Consider the following 16,560-nt stretch of genomic DNA (forward strand, 5'->3'; position numbering starts at 1 on the left):
AAGCCTTGCGGCGCGTTACGTCGTGTGGCGGCGGGCTCTCAGGGACAGGGAGAGGGCCAGGACCGTCTGGGGGTCGTCCAGGTCCGTGCCCAGGAGTTCGGAGATGCGGGCCAGACGGTTGTAGAGGGTCTGGCGGTTGAGGTGGAGTTCGCGGGCCGTCTCCGCCTTGCGGCCCGCGTGGGCCAGGTACGTCTCCAGGGTCGGGAGCAGCGGCGGCCGGGAGGTGCGGTCGTGGTCCCGGAGGGGCCCGATCGCGCGGTCCACGAAGGCCGCCAGGTCCGGATGGTCGCGCAGGCGCCACAGCAGCAGGTCGATGTCGAGGCGGCGGGCGTCGTACCAGGGGAGGTCCGAGAGGCCCTGCGCGGCCGTCGCCGTCTCCGCCGCGTGCCGCAGGCCCGCGGAGGCCGCCGCCCAGCTTCCGGCGACTCCCACGACGACCACCGGCGGGTGGACGCCCGCGCGCTCCAGGCCCGCCCGCTCCACGCCCGCGCGGAGCGCCGCCGCGACCCGGTCCGCGACGGCCGTGCGCTCGGATTCCGAGCGCAGGCCCAGGAGGAGCGGGACCCGTCCCTCGACCGGGCGGACGCCCAGCAGGACAGGGACTCCGACGGAGGCGAGCTCCTCGAGGACCGCCCGGGCGAGGAGCGCCCAGTTGCCCGAAGGGGAGAGTTCCGGGGCCAGGCGCATGACCACCGGCAGCAGCGGGCCCTCGCCCGGCTTGAAGCCGAGGACGCGGGCCTGGGCCGGTGCCGCCTCGGCCGTGATCCGGCCCTCCGCGAGGTCCGTCAGGAAGTCGCCCCGGCCGCGTGCGGCCAGCTCCTCCTCCTGGCGTGCCTGCATGAGGACCACCGCGAGGATGCCCGCCGCCCGCTCGGCCGCCATCCGGTGGACGGGGGAGAGGGCGCCGGAGACCGCGAGGAGGACCAGGCGGGCCCGGACCGAGCCCGAACCGGGGCCGCCGCCCGGCACGTCGACGAGGACCGTACCGGTCGGCGGGCCGGATTCGCGGGCCGCGCGCTGGCCGCGCAGCCCGTCCCACACCTGGAGCGGGTCGGCGGGGCCGGACTCGGTGCCCGCCGCGTACAGGAGCTGGCCGTCGGCGGTCTCCAGGAAGACCGGGTTCGCGGCGAAGTCGGAGAGGATACGGAGGACCTGCGGCACCCCGCCGCCGCCGAGCAGGGCCCCCGTGCACTGCCGGTGGACCTCCTCTGCCTGCCGGAGGAGCGCGTAGTGGCCGTTGACGATCTCGGTGTGGATCTCCTCCGTGACGGCCACGAAGGGGACCTCGCGGTGCAGCTGCACCAGGGGCAGCCCGGCGGCCCGCGCGGTCTCCACTATCGTCGCCGGGAGGCGGGCGAAGCGCGGGCCCAGCTCCACCACGAGCGCCGCGATGCCCCGGTCCGCGAGCCGGCGGACGAAGGCCCGCTGCTCGGCCGGCCGGGTCCCGAGCCCGAGGCCCGTGGTCAGCAGCAGCTCGCCGCCCTTGAGGAGCGACGCGATGTTCGGCACCTCGCCCGCGTGCACCCAGCGCACCGTGCGGTGCAGCCGGTCCGCGCCGGCGACGACCTCCGGGAGCCCGCTGCGCAGACCCGGGAGTTCGAGCGCCCGCTGCACGGTGATCCCGCCCTGATTGTCCATGGTGCCGGACGCTACCCCGCGTCCGTGTTTCGATGACATCACCGCACGGTCACGGCACCGGACACTTCGTACATCGGGGCGACAACTCGTCGCCCCGTGGCGGGAATTGTGCGACCGCATGTCGATTGTGGCCTGTGTCACACGCGAGGATGCTCTCGCGCCATGGCAGAGAACTCCACTCCAGAGGTCCACCGGCTGAAGGCCAACTCCGTCGGTCTCGTCGGCGTCGTCTTCATGGCCGTGGCCACCGCGGCCCCGATCACCGCGATGACCGGCAACCTCCCCATCGCCGTCGGCTTCGGCAACGGCACCGGCGCACCCGCCGGATACCTCTTCGCGACCCTCGTCCTGACCGTCTTCTCCGTCGGCTATGTCGCCATGGCCAAGCGGATCACGGCCGCGGGCGCCTTCTACGGCTACATCTCGCACGGCCTCGGCCGGATCGCCGGCATGGCCTCCGGCATGCTCGCCGTCCTGGCGTACATCGTCTTCGAAGCCTCGATCGTCGGCGTCTTCGCATACTTCGCCAAGACCACGGTCGCCGACCAGCTCGGCGTCGACATCCCGTGGATCCTGTACGCGGCCGTCATGCTGGCCGTGACGGCCGTCCTCTCGTACTTCGACATCAACCTGACCGCCAAGGCCCTCGGCGTCATGCTCATCGCGGAGATCGCCGTCCTCTTCGCGGTCGCCACCGCCGTCCTGATCGCCGGCGGCGGACCCGACGGCATCCCGGTCGAGCCGATCAACCCCGTGAACGCCTTCACCGGCACCTCGGCCGGGCTCGGACTGTTCTTCGCCTTCTGGTCCTGGGTCGGCTTCGAGTCGACGGCCATGTACGGGGAGGAGTCGCGCGACCCGAAGCGGGTCATCCCGCGCGCCACCCTGATCTCCGTCATCGGCGTCGGGCTCTTCTACATCTACGTGTCGTGGATGACGATCGCCGGAAACGGCCTCAGCGGCTCGGTGAAGCTGTCCGCCTCCGCCAGCCCGCTCGACCTGTTCTTCGCACCCACCCAGTCCTTCATCGGCGCCTGGGCCGTCGACGCCTTCCAGTGGCTGCTGCTGACCGGCTCCTTCGCCTGCGGCATGGCCTTCCACCAGTGCGCCTCGCGCTACCTGTACGCCATCGGCCGCGAGGGCTTCCTCCACCCGGCGCTCGGCCGCACCCACGCGCGGCACGGCTCGCCGTACATCGCCTCCTACGTGCAGAGCGGGATCGCCGTCGGCCTCGTCGGCGCCTTCTGGCTCACCGGCCAGGACCCCTACATCCACCTCTACACCCTGCTCGCGATCCTCGGCACGATGGCGATCCTCATCGTCCAGACCCTCTGCTCCTTCGCCGTCATCGGCTACTTCCGCAAGAACCACCCGGAGGACCGGCACTGGTTCAGGACCCTCACCGCGCCGCTCCTCGGCGGCATCGGCATGATCGCCGTCGTCGTCCTTCTGGTCATCAACATGGAGACCGCGGCCGGACTCGCAGCCGACTCCCTCTTCTTCAAGGCGATCCCCTGGATCGTCGGCGTGGTCTTCTCCGGAGGCCTCGGCCTCGGCTTCTACCTCAAGGCCAAGCGGCCCGAGCGCTACGAGATCATCGGCCGGATCGTCCTGGAGGACGCGACCGAGCGCCCCGCCGAGGCAGCCCCCGCCCCCGCCGCCGTACCGCAGAGCTGATTCCCCCTTCCTCAAGGAGCGCTCCATGGCACGCACCAACCCGATGCACCTGCTGAAGCGCCTCGCGGCCGAGCACGCCGACGCCCGGCGGCTCGACATCCCCGTCGACGAGCTCAGAGGCATGAGAGCCGACGCCCTCGGGCGCCGCTCCCTCCTCAAGTACGCGGCCGCCGCGGGTGTCGCCGTCGGCGCCGCCGGGACCGCCGGTCTCGGCGGGGCCGCCCCCGCCCGCGCCGCCACCCCGTCCCCGCCCGTCAAGAGCACCGCCAGGGTCGCCGTCGTCGGCGCCGGGATATCCGGCCTCACCGCCGCCCTCACCCTTCAGGACGCCGGCCTGAGTCCCGTCCTCTACGAGGCGAACCCCTCGCGGGTCGGCGGCCGGATGTGGACCCAGCGCGGCCACTGGGCGTACGGCCAGACCTCCGAGATCGGCGGCGAGCTGATCGACACCAGCCACAAGAAGATCCTGGAGCTCTGCCGCCGCTTCGACCTCGACGTCGAGGACTTCCTCGGCGGCGGACCCAACGGGGCCGAGGAGGTCCTCTGGTTCGACGGCGCCTACTATCCGCGCCACCAGGCCGACGAGGACTTCAACGCGGTCTACCAGTCGCTGCGCCGCGACCTCTCCGAGGCGGGCGAGGTCTTCTGGAACCAGACCACGCCCACCGGCACCGCCCTCGACAACATGTCCGTGTACGAGTGGATCGAGACCCGGGTCCCCGGCGGCCACTCCTCCCCGCTCGGCAGGTTCATCGACGTCGCCTACAACGTCGAGTACGGCGCCGACACCACCGAGCAGTCCTCGCTCGCCCTCGTCCTGCTCATGGGCTACCAGACCAATCCGGGCAACTTCAACATCTGGGGCCTGTCCAACGAGCGCTACCACATCGTCGGCGGCAACGACCTGCTCCCGAACGCCATCGCCGGAGCCCTCACGGCCGGCACCCTGCGCCGGGGCTGGTCCCTGACCGCCGTACGGGCCAACGCCGACGGCACCCAGACGCTGACCTTCACCGAGGCCGGCGCCGTCCGGACCGTCACCGCCGACCACACGGTCCTCTGTCTCCCGCTGCCGGTCCTCAAACAGCTCGACCTGTCCCTGGCGGGCTTCGACCCGCTCATGCGGAACCTGCTGCGGGACGCGACCATGGGGCACTGCACCAAGCTCAACATGCAGTTCGGCACCCGCCCGTGGCGCGGCACCGGCCCCTGGCCCGGGGTGTCCGCCGGGGACTGCTTCACCGACTCCGAGGTCCAGCAGACCTGGGACACCACCAAGATCCAGGGAGGCACCGGCGGCATCCTCATCCAGTACAACGGCGGCAGCCTGGCCAGGAACCTGAACCCCGCCGGGCCGTTCTCCACCGAGTCCGACCCGTACGTGCGCGGCCTCGTCACCCGCTACCTCGCGGGCATCGACGCCTTCTTCCCCGGCACCTCCGCCGCGTACACGGGCCGCGCCCAGCTCTCCGCCTGGCACAAGAACCCGTACGCCCTCGGCGCGTACTCCTGCTGGCCCGTCGGCTACCTCCACCGGTACGCCGGATACGAGGGCAGGGCCCAGGGCAACGTCCACATCGGCGGCGAACACTGCAGCTACGACTTCCAGGGCTTCATGGAGGGCGGGGCCACGGAGGGCGAGCGCGCCGCCAGGGAGGTGATCGACGCGCTGCGGTGAGCCTCAGGCGGCCGGCGCGATGTTGTGGTTGTAGCGGAAGACGTTGTCGGGGTCGTACGAGGCCTTGACCCGGGCCAGGCGCCGGTAGTTGTCGGCGCCGAAGCCCTCGACCACCCGCCGCTCTCCCTCGGAGCCGATGAAGTTCAGGTACACGGCTCCGGTCGACCACGGTGTCGCGTCCGCCCGCACGTCCCGTACCCACTGGATCGCCCGGTCGTCGTCGGCCGGGTCGACCCAGGTCGCGAAGGGATGGACACCCCACGGCGCGGTACGCCACGGAATCGGGTGGTCCGACGGTCCGGCCGCCACCGCGCCGCCCAGCGGGAACAGCACGTGCTGGCAGGCGGTGGGGGGCGGGATCAGCTCCGCGCGGGCGCAGTAGGCGTCCACGGCGGCGTCCGGCAACTCGTTCAGGTACTCCGCCGACCAGTAGTTCCGCAGGCCCGGCGGGTCGTCGAGCATGGACTGGAGATCGGCGTAGGGAACGTCCGTGACCATCTCGATCACGGGCTTCAGCGCGAGCAGCGGCGCCGCGAGCTCGCGCACCTCGGCGACGGGACCCGCGTACGTGAACAGGGTGCCGCAGACCAGCTTCCCGACGAGGTGCTCGGGGACGAACGGCTCCGGCGGCGCGGGGAAGTAGATGACGCCGCCGCCCACGCCGTCGGGAGCCGACTCGACGAGGGCGCGGTACGTCCGCACCACCTCGGGAGCCACCTCCGGCAGGAAGAACAGCATCGCCATGCTCATCTCCGGCAGGTCGTGCAGCCGCAGCGTCAGCGAGGTCGCCACGCCGAAGTTGCCGCCGCCGCCGTGCAGCGCCCAGAACAGCTCCGGGTTCTCCGCCGCGTCCGTGTGGACGTGCTTGCCCTCGGCGGTGATCAGGTCGACGGCGAGCAGGTTGTCGCTGGCGAGCCCGAACTTCCGCTCCAGCCAGCCCGAGCCGCCGCCCAGCGTGAAGCCGCCGACGCCGGTCGTGGACACCCGCCCACCGGTGGTCGCCACGTGGAACGGCTGGCACGCGTGGTCCAGGTGGCCCATGGTCGCCCCGCCCTCGACCCGCACCGTCATGTCCTCCGGGTCCACGACGACGCCGTGCATCCGGCGGAGGTCGACGATCAGCGCGCCGTCGATCATGGAGGTCCCGGCGACGCTGTGCCCGCCGCCGCGCACCGCGATCGGCAGTTCGGCCTCGCGGCCGAACAGGATCGCGTTGGACACGTCGGCCTGGGTGGCGCACTGGGCGATCACCGACGGGCGCCGGTCGATCATGCCGTTGTGCAGGGCACGCGCCTCGTCGTAGCCCGGACCGCCGGGGATGATCACCTCACCGGCGAGGTCCTCGACCAGTCCGGCCAGGGCGCTTTCGGAGACGTGGGGAGCCATGGGAGCCCCCTTCGTGCGGGGGACAGGACCCTCCCAGCGTATTCCTGCGGGCCCTGCTCCGCGCCTCAGCCTCCGTACGCCCCGCTGGCCGTCAGGCGCAGCGCGGTGTCGATCAGCGGGACGTGGCTGAACGCCTGCGGGAAGTTGCCCACCTGGCGCTGGAGCCGCGGGTCCCACTCCTCCGCGAGCAGCCCGAGGTCGTTGCGGAGGGCGAGCAGCTTCTCGAAGAGCGTGCGGGCCTCGTCCACCCGGCCGATCATCGCCAGGTCGTCCGCGAGCCAGAACGAGCAGGCGAGGAACGCGCCCTCGTCACCTTCGAGTCCGTCGACTCCGGCCTCCTCGCCCGCCGTCGGGTAGCGCAGCACGAAGCCGTCCTCCGTGGACAGCTCCCGCTGGATCGCCTCGATCGTGCCGATGACCCGCTTGTCGTCCGGCGGCAGGAAGCCCATCTGCGGGATCAGCAGCAGCGAGGCGTCCAGCTCCTGGGAGCCGTACGACTGCGTGAAGGTGTTCCGCTCCTTGTCGTAGCCCTTCTCGCAGACGTCCCGGTGGATCTCGTCGCGCAGCTCGCGCCAGCGCTCCAGCGGGCCGTCGGCGTCCCCGGACTCGATGAGCTTGATCGTGCGGTCGACGGCCACCCAGGCCATCACCTTGGAGTGGGTGAAGTGGCGGCGTGGGCCGCGGACCTCCCAGATGCCCTCGTCGGGCTGGTCCCAGTGCTTCTCCAGGTAGTTGATCAGCTTGATCTGGAGGAGGGAGGCGTAGTCGTTGCGGGACAGGCCCGTCATGTGCGCGAGGTGCAGGGCCTCGGTGACCTCGCCGTAGACGTCGAGCTGGAGCTGGTTGGCGGCGCCGTTGCCGACGCGGACCGGGCCGGAGTTCTCGTACCCCGGGAGCCAGTCCAGCTCCGCCTCGCCGAGCTCCCGCTCGCCCGCGATGCCGTACATGATCTGGAGGTTCTCCGGGTCGCCCGCGACCGCGCGGAGCAGCCAGTCCCGCCAGGCGCGGGCCTCCTCGCGGTAGCCGGTGCGCAGCATCGAGGAGAGGGTGATCGCCGCGTCCCGCAGCCAGGTGTAGCGGTAGTCCCAGTTGCGGACGCCGCCGATCTCCTCGGGCAGCGAGGTGGTCGGCGCGGCCACGATCCCGCCGGTCGGGGCGTACGTCAGCGCCTTCAGCGTGATCAGGGAGCGGACCACCGCCTCCCGGTAGGGGCCGTGGTACGTGCAGTGGTCGACCCACTCGCGCCAGAAGTCGGCGGTCGCCTCCAGCGAGCCTTCCGGGTCCGGCAGCGCCGGCGGCTCCTTGTGGGAGGGCTGCCAGGAGAGCGTGAAGGTGATCCGGTCGCCGGGGGCGACGGTGAACTCGGAGTACGTGGTGAGCGACTCGCCGTGCGTCTCCGCGTCCGCGTCGAGCCACACCGAGTCCGGCCCGGCGACGGCGACCGTGCGCTCGCCGACCTTGTGGACCCAGGGCACGATCCGGCCGTAGCTGAACCGCATCCGCAGCGCGGAGCGCATCGCGACCCGCCCGGAGACGCCCTCCACGATCCGGATGAGCTGCGGCGCGCCGTCGCGCGGGGGCATGAAGTCCGTCACCCGGACCGTGCCGCGGTCGGTGTCCCACTCGGACTCCAGGATCAGCGAGTCGCCGCGGTAGCGCCGCCGGTCGGCCGGGGGCGCCTCGTCCTCCTCGGCCGCGGCGGGACCCACCCGCCAGAACCCGTGTTCCTCGGTGCCGAGCAGTCCCGCGAAGACCGCGTGGGAGTCGAAGCGGGGGAGGCACAGCCAGTCGACGCTGCCGTCCCGGCAGACCAGCGCGGCGGTCTGCATGTCCCCGATGAGTGCGTAATCCTCGATGCGCCCGGCCACGTGCTTCACTCCAGTCGAACGGCCATGTCCGCCCCGTGGGGCGCTTGCTCGGATGCGCCGGCTGGGTGTCAGCCGGGTCTGCTGGTGTCAGCGGTCAGGGGTTCGTCGACGAGCGCTCGGTCCGGTCGAGCCGGCGGGGTGGTGCCGATGGCCGGGCTGCTCGGCGGGCTGTGTCCGAGCAGGATACGTCGCACCCTAGTGACGCGGTGATCACGCCGGTAACGTCGCTGCTCCGATCGGGTGAACAAGCCCGTGACCACGGCGATCACCCCGTCGGACGGATCCCGCCCCACCCTTTCGTAGCCGTCCGTGAACACCCGACTGCCGCGTGTGGCCGGAAGCGGTCTCCCGATGTCGCTGATACCCTGGTACCCCGTGGACCGGTGGGAAACGGCGACAGCCGAGGACCCCGAAACCGCAGCGACGGCACCCCCCGATTCTTCCGGAGGGGACGCCGGTACGCACCTCCAGAACGCGACCACGGGAGCCCCCTCTTGGCGATGCCGCCCAACACCACGACGACCAAGCACATCTTCGTCACCGGGGGTGTCGCCTCCTCCCTCGGCAAGGGCCTGACCGCCTCCAGCCTGGGTGCGCTCCTCAAGGCCCGTGGACTGCGGGTCACGATGCAGAAGCTCGACCCGTACCTGAACGTCGACCCGGGCACGATGAACCCCTTCCAGCACGGTGAGGTGTTCGTCACCAACGACGGCGCCGAGACCGACCTGGACATCGGCCACTACGAGCGCTTCCTCGACGTCGACCTCGACGGCTCGGCCAACGTCACCACCGGCCAGGTCTACTCGCAGGTCATCGCCAAGGAGCGGCGCGGCGAGTACCTGGGCGACACCGTGCAGGTCATCCCGCACATCACCAACGAGATCAAGTCCCGGATCCGCCGCATGGCGACGGACGACGTGGACGTCGTCATCACCGAGGTCGGCGGCACCGTCGGCGACATCGAGTCCCTGCCGTTCCTGGAGACCGTCCGCCAGGTCCGCCACGAGGTCGGCCGCGACAACGTCTTCGTCGTGCACATCTCGCTGCTGCCCTACATCGGCCCCTCCGGCGAGCTGAAGACCAAGCCGACCCAGCACTCGGTCGCCGCCCTCCGCAACATCGGCATCCAGCCGGACGCGATCGTCCTGCGCGCCGACCGTGAGGTCCCGACCGCCATCAAGCGCAAGATCTCGCTGATGTGCGACGTCGACGAGGCCGCGGTCGTCGCCGCGATCGACGCCAAGTCGATCTACGACATCCCGAAGGTCCTGCACACCGAGGGCCTGGACGCCTACGTCGTCCGCAAGCTCGACCTGCCCTTCCGTGACGTGGACTGGTCCACCTGGGACGACCTGCTCGACCGCGTCCACAACCCCGACCACGAGGTCACGGTCGCGCTCGTCGGCAAGTACATCGACCTGCCCGACGCCTACCTCTCGATCACCGAGGCCATGCGGGCCGGCGGCTTCGCCAACAAGGCCCGGGTCAAGGTCAAGTGGGTCACCTCCGACGACTGCAAGACGCCGGCCGGCGCCAAGAAGCAGCTCGGTGACGTCGACGCGATCCTCATCCCCGGCGGCTTCGGCGACCGCGGTGTGAACGGCAAGATCGGCGCGATCCAGTACGCCCGCGAGAACAAGGTGCCGCTGCTCGGCATCTGCCTCGGCCTCCAGTGCATCGTCATCGAGGCCGCGCGGAACCTGGCGGACATCCCGGACGCCAACTCCACCGAGTTCGATCCGGCGACCGCGCACCCCGTCGTCTCCACGATGGAGGAGCAGCTCGCGTACGTCGAGGGCGCCGGCGACCTGGGCGGAACGATGCGCCTGGGCCTGTACCCGGCGAAGCTCGCCGAGGGCTCGATCGTCCGCGAGGTCTACGACGACCAGCCGTACGTGGACGAGCGCCACCGCCACCGCTACGAGGTCAACAACTCCTACCGCGCGGAGCTGGAGAAGAAGGCCGGCCTGGTCTTCTCCGGCACCTCCCCGGACAACAAGCTCGTCGAGTACGTCGAGTACCCGCGCGAGATCCACCCCTACCTGGTCGCCACCCAGGCGCACCCGGAGCTCCGCTCCCGCCCGACCCGCCCGCACCCGCTCTTCGCGGGCCTGGTCAAGGCGGCCGTCGAGCGCAAGACGGGCAAGCCCGCGAAGTAACCGGCGCTGTCGTCGGTCGGCGTTAACGTTGCCGGGGTACGGGTCCTGACGGACACGTACCCCGGCTTTCGTGTGTGCGCGTACGTGGGAGGACCCAGATGGAGCTGCAGGACACCCCGCAGGAGTGGCGCGTCGTCGCGACGACGACCCCCTTCCAGGGCAAGAAGACCAGTGTCCGCACGGACGACGTGGTCATGCCGGACGGCACGGTCGCCCGCCGCGACTACCAGGTCCACCCCGGCTCGGTGGCCGTCCTGGCCCTGGACGAGCAGGACCGGGTCCTGCTGCTCAAGCAGTACCGGCACCCGGTGCGGCAGAAGCTGTGGGAGATCCCCGCGGGGCTCCTCGACGTGCCCGGTGAGAACCCGCTGCACGCCGCCCAGCGCGAGCTGTACGAGGAGGCCCACGTCAAGGCGGGGGACTGGCGGGTCCTGACCGACGTCTACACGACCCCGGGCGGCTGCGACGAGGCCGTACGCATCTTCCTCGCCCGGGACCTCGCGGAGGCGGAGGGCGAGCGCTACGAAGTCTCCGACGAGGAGGCCGACATGGAGTCGGCGCGGGTGCCGCTCGCGGAGCTCGTGCGCGCGGTCCTCGCGGGTGAGCTGCACAACAACTGCCTGGTGGTGGGTGTCCTGTCGCTGGCCGCCGCGCGCGCGGGCGACGGGGTCGAGGCGCTGCGGCCGGCGGAGGCGCCCTGGCCGGCCCGCCCGTTCGTGTCGTGACGGCACCTCGTCGTCCCCGCAGGAACCCGGCGGTGTGACCATCGGCTGATCCGATCGGGCGATGTGTCCGCCGCGCTCCGCCGGGTCCGTGCCGCGCCCTGAACTACGCTCGGAATCGCCCGTGCGGAGTCCCCCGCGGGATGGCTCGTGCGCAGGTGGACGGGAGCGTGGCCCGTGACGGATCAGGCGGTGGCGGCGGCCGTGGGCCGGCGGTTCTTCGGCCGGCAGCGGGAGCTGAAGGCCCTGCGCGCCGACATCGAACGGACCGGCCTCGACACCCTCACGGGCCGCAAGGCACCCCGCGCCCGGGTCCTGCTCGTCGCCGGCAAGCCGGGCTCCGGACGGACCGCCCTCGCCGAGGAGCTGGCCGCCGGCCTCGGTGACCGCTACCCCGACGGGGTGTTCCGCGCCCGGCTCACCGAGCCCGGCGGCGACCCCGTCCCCACCGCCCGCGTGGCCCAGGAACTCCTGGCCGCGCTCGGCGTGCCCGAGCCGCCCGGCGCCGCCGAGGACGAGCTGACCGAGCTGGTCCGCCGTGCCTTCACCGGGCGCCGGGCCGTCCTGATCCTCGACGACGCCGTCGATGCCGAGCAGGCCGACCCGCTGATCCCCGACGACCCCGCCACCCTGGTCGTCGGCGTGTCGCGCGGACCGCTCACCGGCATCCCCGACGTACGGCCCTGCACCCTCGGCGGCCTCGACGCCAAGTCGGCCATCGAGCTGCTCACCGCCTTCACCGGCTCCGTCCGCATCACCGTCGACCCGCAGGCCGCCGAGACCCTCGTCGAGGAGTGCGGGGGGATGCCCGCCGCCGTCGTCCTCGCCGGGGGCTGGCTCGCGGCCCGCCCCAAGGCCTCCGTCGCCGACCTCGCGAAGCAGCTGCGCGGACTGACCGGCGACCCGCTCACCCGCACCTTCCTGCTGGCCCACGAGGCCCTGCCCGCGACCGCCGCGCGGATACTGCGATTCCTCTCCCTGGCCCCGCTCGGCCGGGCGGACGCCCACACCGCCTCCGCCCTGGCCGGCTGCTCGGTCTCCGCGGCGGCCACCACCCTCGCCGACTTCGCCGCCCTGGGGCTCGTCTCCGCCGGGGACGACGGGCAGTACGCGGTTCCCGGGCATCTCGTCCCTCTCCTTCGCGCTCAGCTGGAGGAGCGCGACCGGCCCGCCGAGGTGCAGCTCGCCCGGGCCCGGATGCTGGAGCGGACCGTACGGCTCCTCCAGTCGTGCCGTGCGGTCACCGAACCCGAGGGCTCGGCCGCCCGGCGGAAACTGGCCGGACTGCCGCGCGCCCTGCGCTTCCCGAACCGGGACGCCGGGGCCGACTGGCTGCGCTCCCGGCAGCCCGTCCTGCTCGCCTCCGCCCGCCTCGCCGTCGCCGACGGGGAGCTCGACACCCTGGCCCGCCGACTGATCGCCTCCTTCGTCAGGGCGCTGGCCGCGCACCGGGGCGCCGAGGCCGCGGCGCCCGAGCTGTACGGCCTCCACCGGCTCGTCCTGGACGTGGCCGAGCGACGCGGGCTGCACCGCGAGCGGGCGGCCGCCCTGCTGAACCTGGCCGACCTGGACGCCAGGACCGGACGGACGCAGGACGCTCTGCTGCGATATCGGTTGGCTTTGGATGCCGGAAGGGCAGCAAATGATCCGTACGCCACCGGTCGGGCGATGGAATCCGTAGGTGGCTCGTATCAGGAGCTGGGCGACTGGCAGCGGGCCGGCGACTGGTACGGGCGCGCGCTCGCCCAGCGACTCGCCCGCGACGAGCGCGCCGACCAGGCCCGGCTGTACGGCCGCCTCGGCGCCGTGCAGACCTACGCCGGGCGGTACGGCGAGGCCCTGCGGAACTGGCGGGCCGCCGCGGCCGGCTACCGCAGGCTCGACGATCTCCCGGGCCACGCACGGGCGTTGAGCGAGGCGGCCCGGGTCCAGGAGTACGCGGGGCGCCCCGAGGAGTCGCTGCGGACCTGCGAGGAGGCGGTGGAGTGGGCCCGGCGGGCGCGGGACACCCGGCTGCAGGCGGCCCTCCAGCTGCGGCTCGCCGACACGCTCGACCGGCTCGGTGACCCCGCTGCGGCCGGGCTGCACAGGGCCGCGGCGGAGCGATTGCTGGAATCACGCACCGCAGCCTGCGAAATCCGTAGTGGGTTCGAGAAAGATTAGTACTTTGAAAGGCTAGACACCGGGAACTCCTTCATTAGACTGGGTCCGCCGCGTTCGAACGTGGTCTGCCCCGGTGCGCCGCAGTGCATCCGGGTATGTATCGCAGTACCCCAGTTGTCCCCCCAGATTCAAGGACCGTGATCGACGATGAAGGTCGGCATCCCCCGCGAGGTCAAGAACAACGAGTTCCGCGTGGCCATCACCCCTGCGGGTGTCCACGAGCTCGTCCGCAACGGCCACCAGGTCTTCATCGAGCAGAACGCCGGTGTCGGCTCCTCGATCACGGACAAGGAGTACGTCGCCGCCGGCGCCGAGATCCTCCCCACCGCCGACGAGGTCTGGGCGATCGCCGACCTGCTGCTCAAGGTCAAGGAGCCCATCGCGGAGGAGTACCACCGCCTCCGCAAGGACCAGACCCTCTTCACGTACCTGCACCTCGCCGCCTCCCGCGAGTGCACGGACGCGCTGCTCGCCTCCGGCACCACCGCCATCGCCTACGAGACCGTCGAGACCGCGAACCGCGCCCTGCCGCTGCTCGCCCCGATGTCCGAGGTCGCGGGCCGCCTGGCCCCGCAGGTCGGCGCGTACCACCTGATGCGCTCGGTCGGCGGCCGTGGCGTCCTCCCCGGCGGCGTCCCCGGCACCCACGCCGGCGAGTGCGTCGTGATCGGCGGCGGCGTCTCCGGCTGGAACGCCACGCAGATCGCCGTCGGCATGGGCTTCCACGTGACCCTGCTCGACCGCGACATCAACAAGCTCCGCGAGGCCGACAAGATCTTCGGCACCAAGGTGAAAACGATCGTCTCCAACGCCTACGAGCTGGAGAAGGCCGTCGTCGAGGCCGACCTCGTCATCGGCGCCGTCCTCATCCCGGGTGCCAAGGCCCCGAAGCTGGTCACCAACGAGCTCGTCGCCAAGATGAAGCCCGGAAGTGTCCTTGTCGACATTGCGATCGACCAGGGCGGCTGCTTCGAGGACTCCCACGCGACCACCCACGCCGAGCCGACCTTCCAGGTCCACAACTCGGTCTTCTACTGCGTCGCCAACATGCCCGGCGCCGTCCCGAACACCTCCACCTACGCGCTCACCAACGCCACGCTGCCCTACATCGTGTCGCTGGCGAACAACGGCTGGGTCGAGGCTCTGCGCCGCGACGCCGCCCTCGGTCTGGGTCTCAACACCCATGACGGCAAGGTGGTTTACAAGGAGGTCGCCGAGGCGCACGGCCTCGAGCACGTCGAGCTGAGCACCCTCCTGGGCTGACCCCGCAGGCGCCGCCGTCAACCGGTGCCGTCAATGCCACACACCCGGCCGGACCTTGTTCGACAAGGTCCGGCCGGCTGTGCGTCCGGCCCTGTCCGGGGCCCGAGCAACTCGCCTCGAACGTAACCCTTTAACCGTTTCGCGCACCCCTGAAACGTGTGGATGCATGCCTGCGCACCCTTGACAGAGACGTGTTCGGTTGCCGACACATCCGGCCGGGTCCGGCGGATTGTGTTGCTGCGGAGCGGTGACACGCCATAGAGTCGCCAACCGTCGGCATGGTGCCACGCTGACCTATCGATAAATGTTCCTGGTGACATCCAAGGAGGTAAGACGACTTGTGAATGAGTCGACAATTACTCCCGGGAGCGGTGCGCCAGGTGCTCCGATCGGCTCCGTCGCGGTGCGGACCTTCGCGACGCACCAGCCCATGACGACAGCCCACACGATGAAGACGATGGACGGCCTACACGTGAACGCCACGGCCGGCAACGAGATGGGCCGAGAGTCCACCCACTTCGCCGCCTTTGACGAGGTGCCCGAGGGGCACTTCTACGACCCCGACGCCGAGTACGAGCCCGACCCGGAGTACGCGGCCACCCTCGCACCCGACGCTGCCCGCCAGCGCCGCGAGCGGATCGGCCCCACCGGACGGCCCCTGCCGTACTTCCCGATCCCGGGTCCCCTGACCGACCACGGACCCGCCAAGATCATCGCGATGTGCAACCAGAAGGGCGGCGTCGGCAAGACCACGTCGACCATCAACCTGGGTGCCGCGCTCGCCGAGTACGGACGACGGGTGCTGCTCGTCGACTTCGACCCGCAGGGAGCCCTGTCGGTCGGCCTCGGCGTGAACCCGATGGAGCTCGACCTCACCGTCTACAACCTGCTCATGGAGCGGGGCATGTCGGCGGACGAGGTGCTCCTCAAGACCGCAGTGCCCAACATGGACCTGCTGCCGAGCAACATCGACCTCTCGGCCGCCGAAGTCCAGCTGGTCAGCGAGGTCGCGCGCGAGTCCACGCTCCAGCGCGCCCTGAAGCCGCTGATGAACGACTACGACTACATCGTGATCGACTGTCAGCCCTCGCTCGGCCTGCTGACCGTGAACGCCCTGACGGCGGCTCACAAGGTCATCGTGCCGCTGGAATGCGAGTTCTTCGCCCTCCGCGGAGTGGCGCTGCTGACCGAGACGATCGAGAAGGTCCAGGAGCGGCTCAACCCCGACCTGGAGCTCGACGGCATCCTCGCCACGATGTACGACTCGCGGACCGTGCACAGCCGTGAGGTCCTCGCGCGCGTCGTCGAGGCCTTCGACGACCACGTGTACCACACGGTCATCGGGCGGACCGTGCGCTTCCCGGAGACCACGGTCGCCGGCGAGCCCATCACCACGTACGCCTCGAACTCCGTGGGCGCCGCCGCCTACCGCCAGCTCGCCAGGGAGGTGCTCGCCCGGTGTCACGCCGAGTGAGTCTGCCCGGCGCCGACGAACTCTTCCGTACGACCGGGGGGACGGCGCTCCAGTCGTCCTCACCCCGCCGGGCCGTCCCGGCCCCTGCGGGCGAGAGCGACACGGCGGCGGCCGAGGGCTCCGCGGAACACACGGCCGCGGACTCCGAGGCGGCCGAACCGCGGGCCAGGACGGCGGAGCCGGAAGGCCCCGCCGCCCAGAAGCCCGCGGGCCCCGCCACGGTCCCGGCCCCGGCGGCCGCCCGGCGGCGCGGCGGCCGTACCCCGAACAGGCGGCCCAGCGGCCGTGAGCGCCACGACGAGAAGATCACGGTCTACGTCTCCGCGGAGGAGCTCATGGACCTGGAGCACGCCCGGCTGGTGCTCCGCGGCGAGCACGGCCTCGCCGTCGACCGGGGCCGGATCGTCCGGGAGGCGGTCGCCGTCGTCCTGGCGGACCTGGAGTCCCGCGGCGACGCGAGCATCCTCGTACGCCGCCTGCGCGGCCGCTGACGGTAGCCTGCGGGCTGCTGCCGAGCTCTCCGTTCTCCCTG

The 16,560-nt window shown here is 71.5% G+C and carries 11 protein-coding genes; 8 read left to right on the plus strand and 3 right to left on the minus strand.

Going from position 1 to position 16,560, the window contains the following annotated elements; all coding sequences use genetic code 11:
• Positions 1–15: 15 nt before the first annotated feature.
• On the minus strand, positions 16–1,638 hold the full coding sequence (locus tag DEJ46_RS30955) for a PucR family transcriptional regulator (RefSeq protein ID WP_150271654.1): 1,623 nt from the start codon (positions 1,636–1,638) through the stop codon (positions 16–18).
• Between the two features lie 162 nt (positions 1,639–1,800).
• Here DEJ46_RS30955 and DEJ46_RS30960 point away from each other — a divergent pair, with 162 nt between their 5' ends.
• Both DEJ46_RS30960 and DEJ46_RS30965 read left to right on the plus strand, forming a co-directional pair.
• On the plus strand, positions 1,801–3,315 hold the full coding sequence (locus DEJ46_RS30960; protein ID WP_150271656.1) for an APC family permease: 1,515 nt from the start codon (positions 1,801–1,803) through the stop codon (positions 3,313–3,315).
• A gap of 25 nt (positions 3,316–3,340) precedes the next feature.
• Positions 3,341–4,993 (plus strand): flavin monoamine oxidase family protein, encoded by a 1,653-nt coding sequence (locus tag DEJ46_RS30965; protein WP_150271658.1) that lies wholly within the window; start codon positions 3,341–3,343, stop codon positions 4,991–4,993.
• Positions 4,994–4,996: 3 nt separating this feature from the next.
• Here the strand turns inward: DEJ46_RS30965 and DEJ46_RS30970 are convergent, their stop codons facing one another.
• Positions 4,997–6,379, minus strand: a complete 1,383-nt coding sequence (locus DEJ46_RS30970) for an FAD-binding oxidoreductase (RefSeq protein ID WP_150271660.1) — start codon at positions 6,377–6,379, stop codon at positions 4,997–4,999.
• 65 nt (positions 6,380–6,444) lie between these two features.
• The gene (locus DEJ46_RS30975) at positions 6,445–8,247 is read right to left on the minus strand and encodes a glycoside hydrolase family 15 protein (RefSeq protein ID WP_150271661.1); all 1,803 of its coding nucleotides are present in this window, start codon (positions 8,245–8,247) and stop codon (positions 6,445–6,447) included.
• Positions 8,248–8,747: 500 nt separating this feature from the next.
• Here DEJ46_RS30975 and DEJ46_RS30980 point away from each other — a divergent pair, with 500 nt between their 5' ends.
• The 6 genes from DEJ46_RS30980 (at position 8,748) to DEJ46_RS31005 (ending at position 16,519) form a co-directional block, all read left to right on the plus strand.
• The gene (locus tag DEJ46_RS30980; RefSeq protein ID WP_024757730.1) at positions 8,748–10,406 is read left to right on the plus strand and encodes a CTP synthase; all 1,659 of its coding nucleotides are present in this window, start codon (positions 8,748–8,750) and stop codon (positions 10,404–10,406) included.
• 98 nt (positions 10,407–10,504) lie between these two features.
• Positions 10,505–11,131, plus strand: a complete 627-nt coding sequence (locus DEJ46_RS30985; protein WP_150271663.1) for an NUDIX domain-containing protein — start codon at positions 10,505–10,507, stop codon at positions 11,129–11,131.
• Positions 11,132–11,305: 174 nt separating this feature from the next.
• Positions 11,306–13,291 (plus strand): tetratricopeptide repeat protein, encoded by a 1,986-nt coding sequence (locus tag DEJ46_RS30990; protein ID WP_150271664.1) that lies wholly within the window; start codon positions 11,306–11,308, stop codon positions 13,289–13,291.
• A 147-nt stretch (positions 13,292–13,438) separates the two neighbouring features.
• The gene (gene ald / locus DEJ46_RS30995; protein ID WP_150271666.1) at positions 13,439–14,554 is read left to right on the plus strand and encodes an alanine dehydrogenase; all 1,116 of its coding nucleotides are present in this window, start codon (positions 13,439–13,441) and stop codon (positions 14,552–14,554) included.
• A 448-nt stretch (positions 14,555–15,002) separates the two neighbouring features.
• Complete coding sequence (locus tag DEJ46_RS31000) at positions 15,003–16,028, plus strand: ParA family protein (protein WP_037631020.1); 1,026 nt, start codon at positions 15,003–15,005, stop codon at positions 16,026–16,028.
• Positions 16,013–16,519, plus strand: coding sequence for a hypothetical protein (locus tag DEJ46_RS31005; protein WP_150271668.1), 507 nt, complete (start codon positions 16,013–16,015; stop codon positions 16,517–16,519). The genes DEJ46_RS31000 and DEJ46_RS31005 overlap by 16 nt, the downstream gene beginning before the upstream one ends.
• Positions 16,520–16,560: the final 41 nt, after the last annotated feature.

It is taken from the genome of Streptomyces venezuelae, from assembly GCF_008642375.1.
GTDB classification, from domain to species: domain Bacteria; phylum Actinomycetota; class Actinomycetes; order Streptomycetales; family Streptomycetaceae; genus Streptomyces; species Streptomyces venezuelae_G.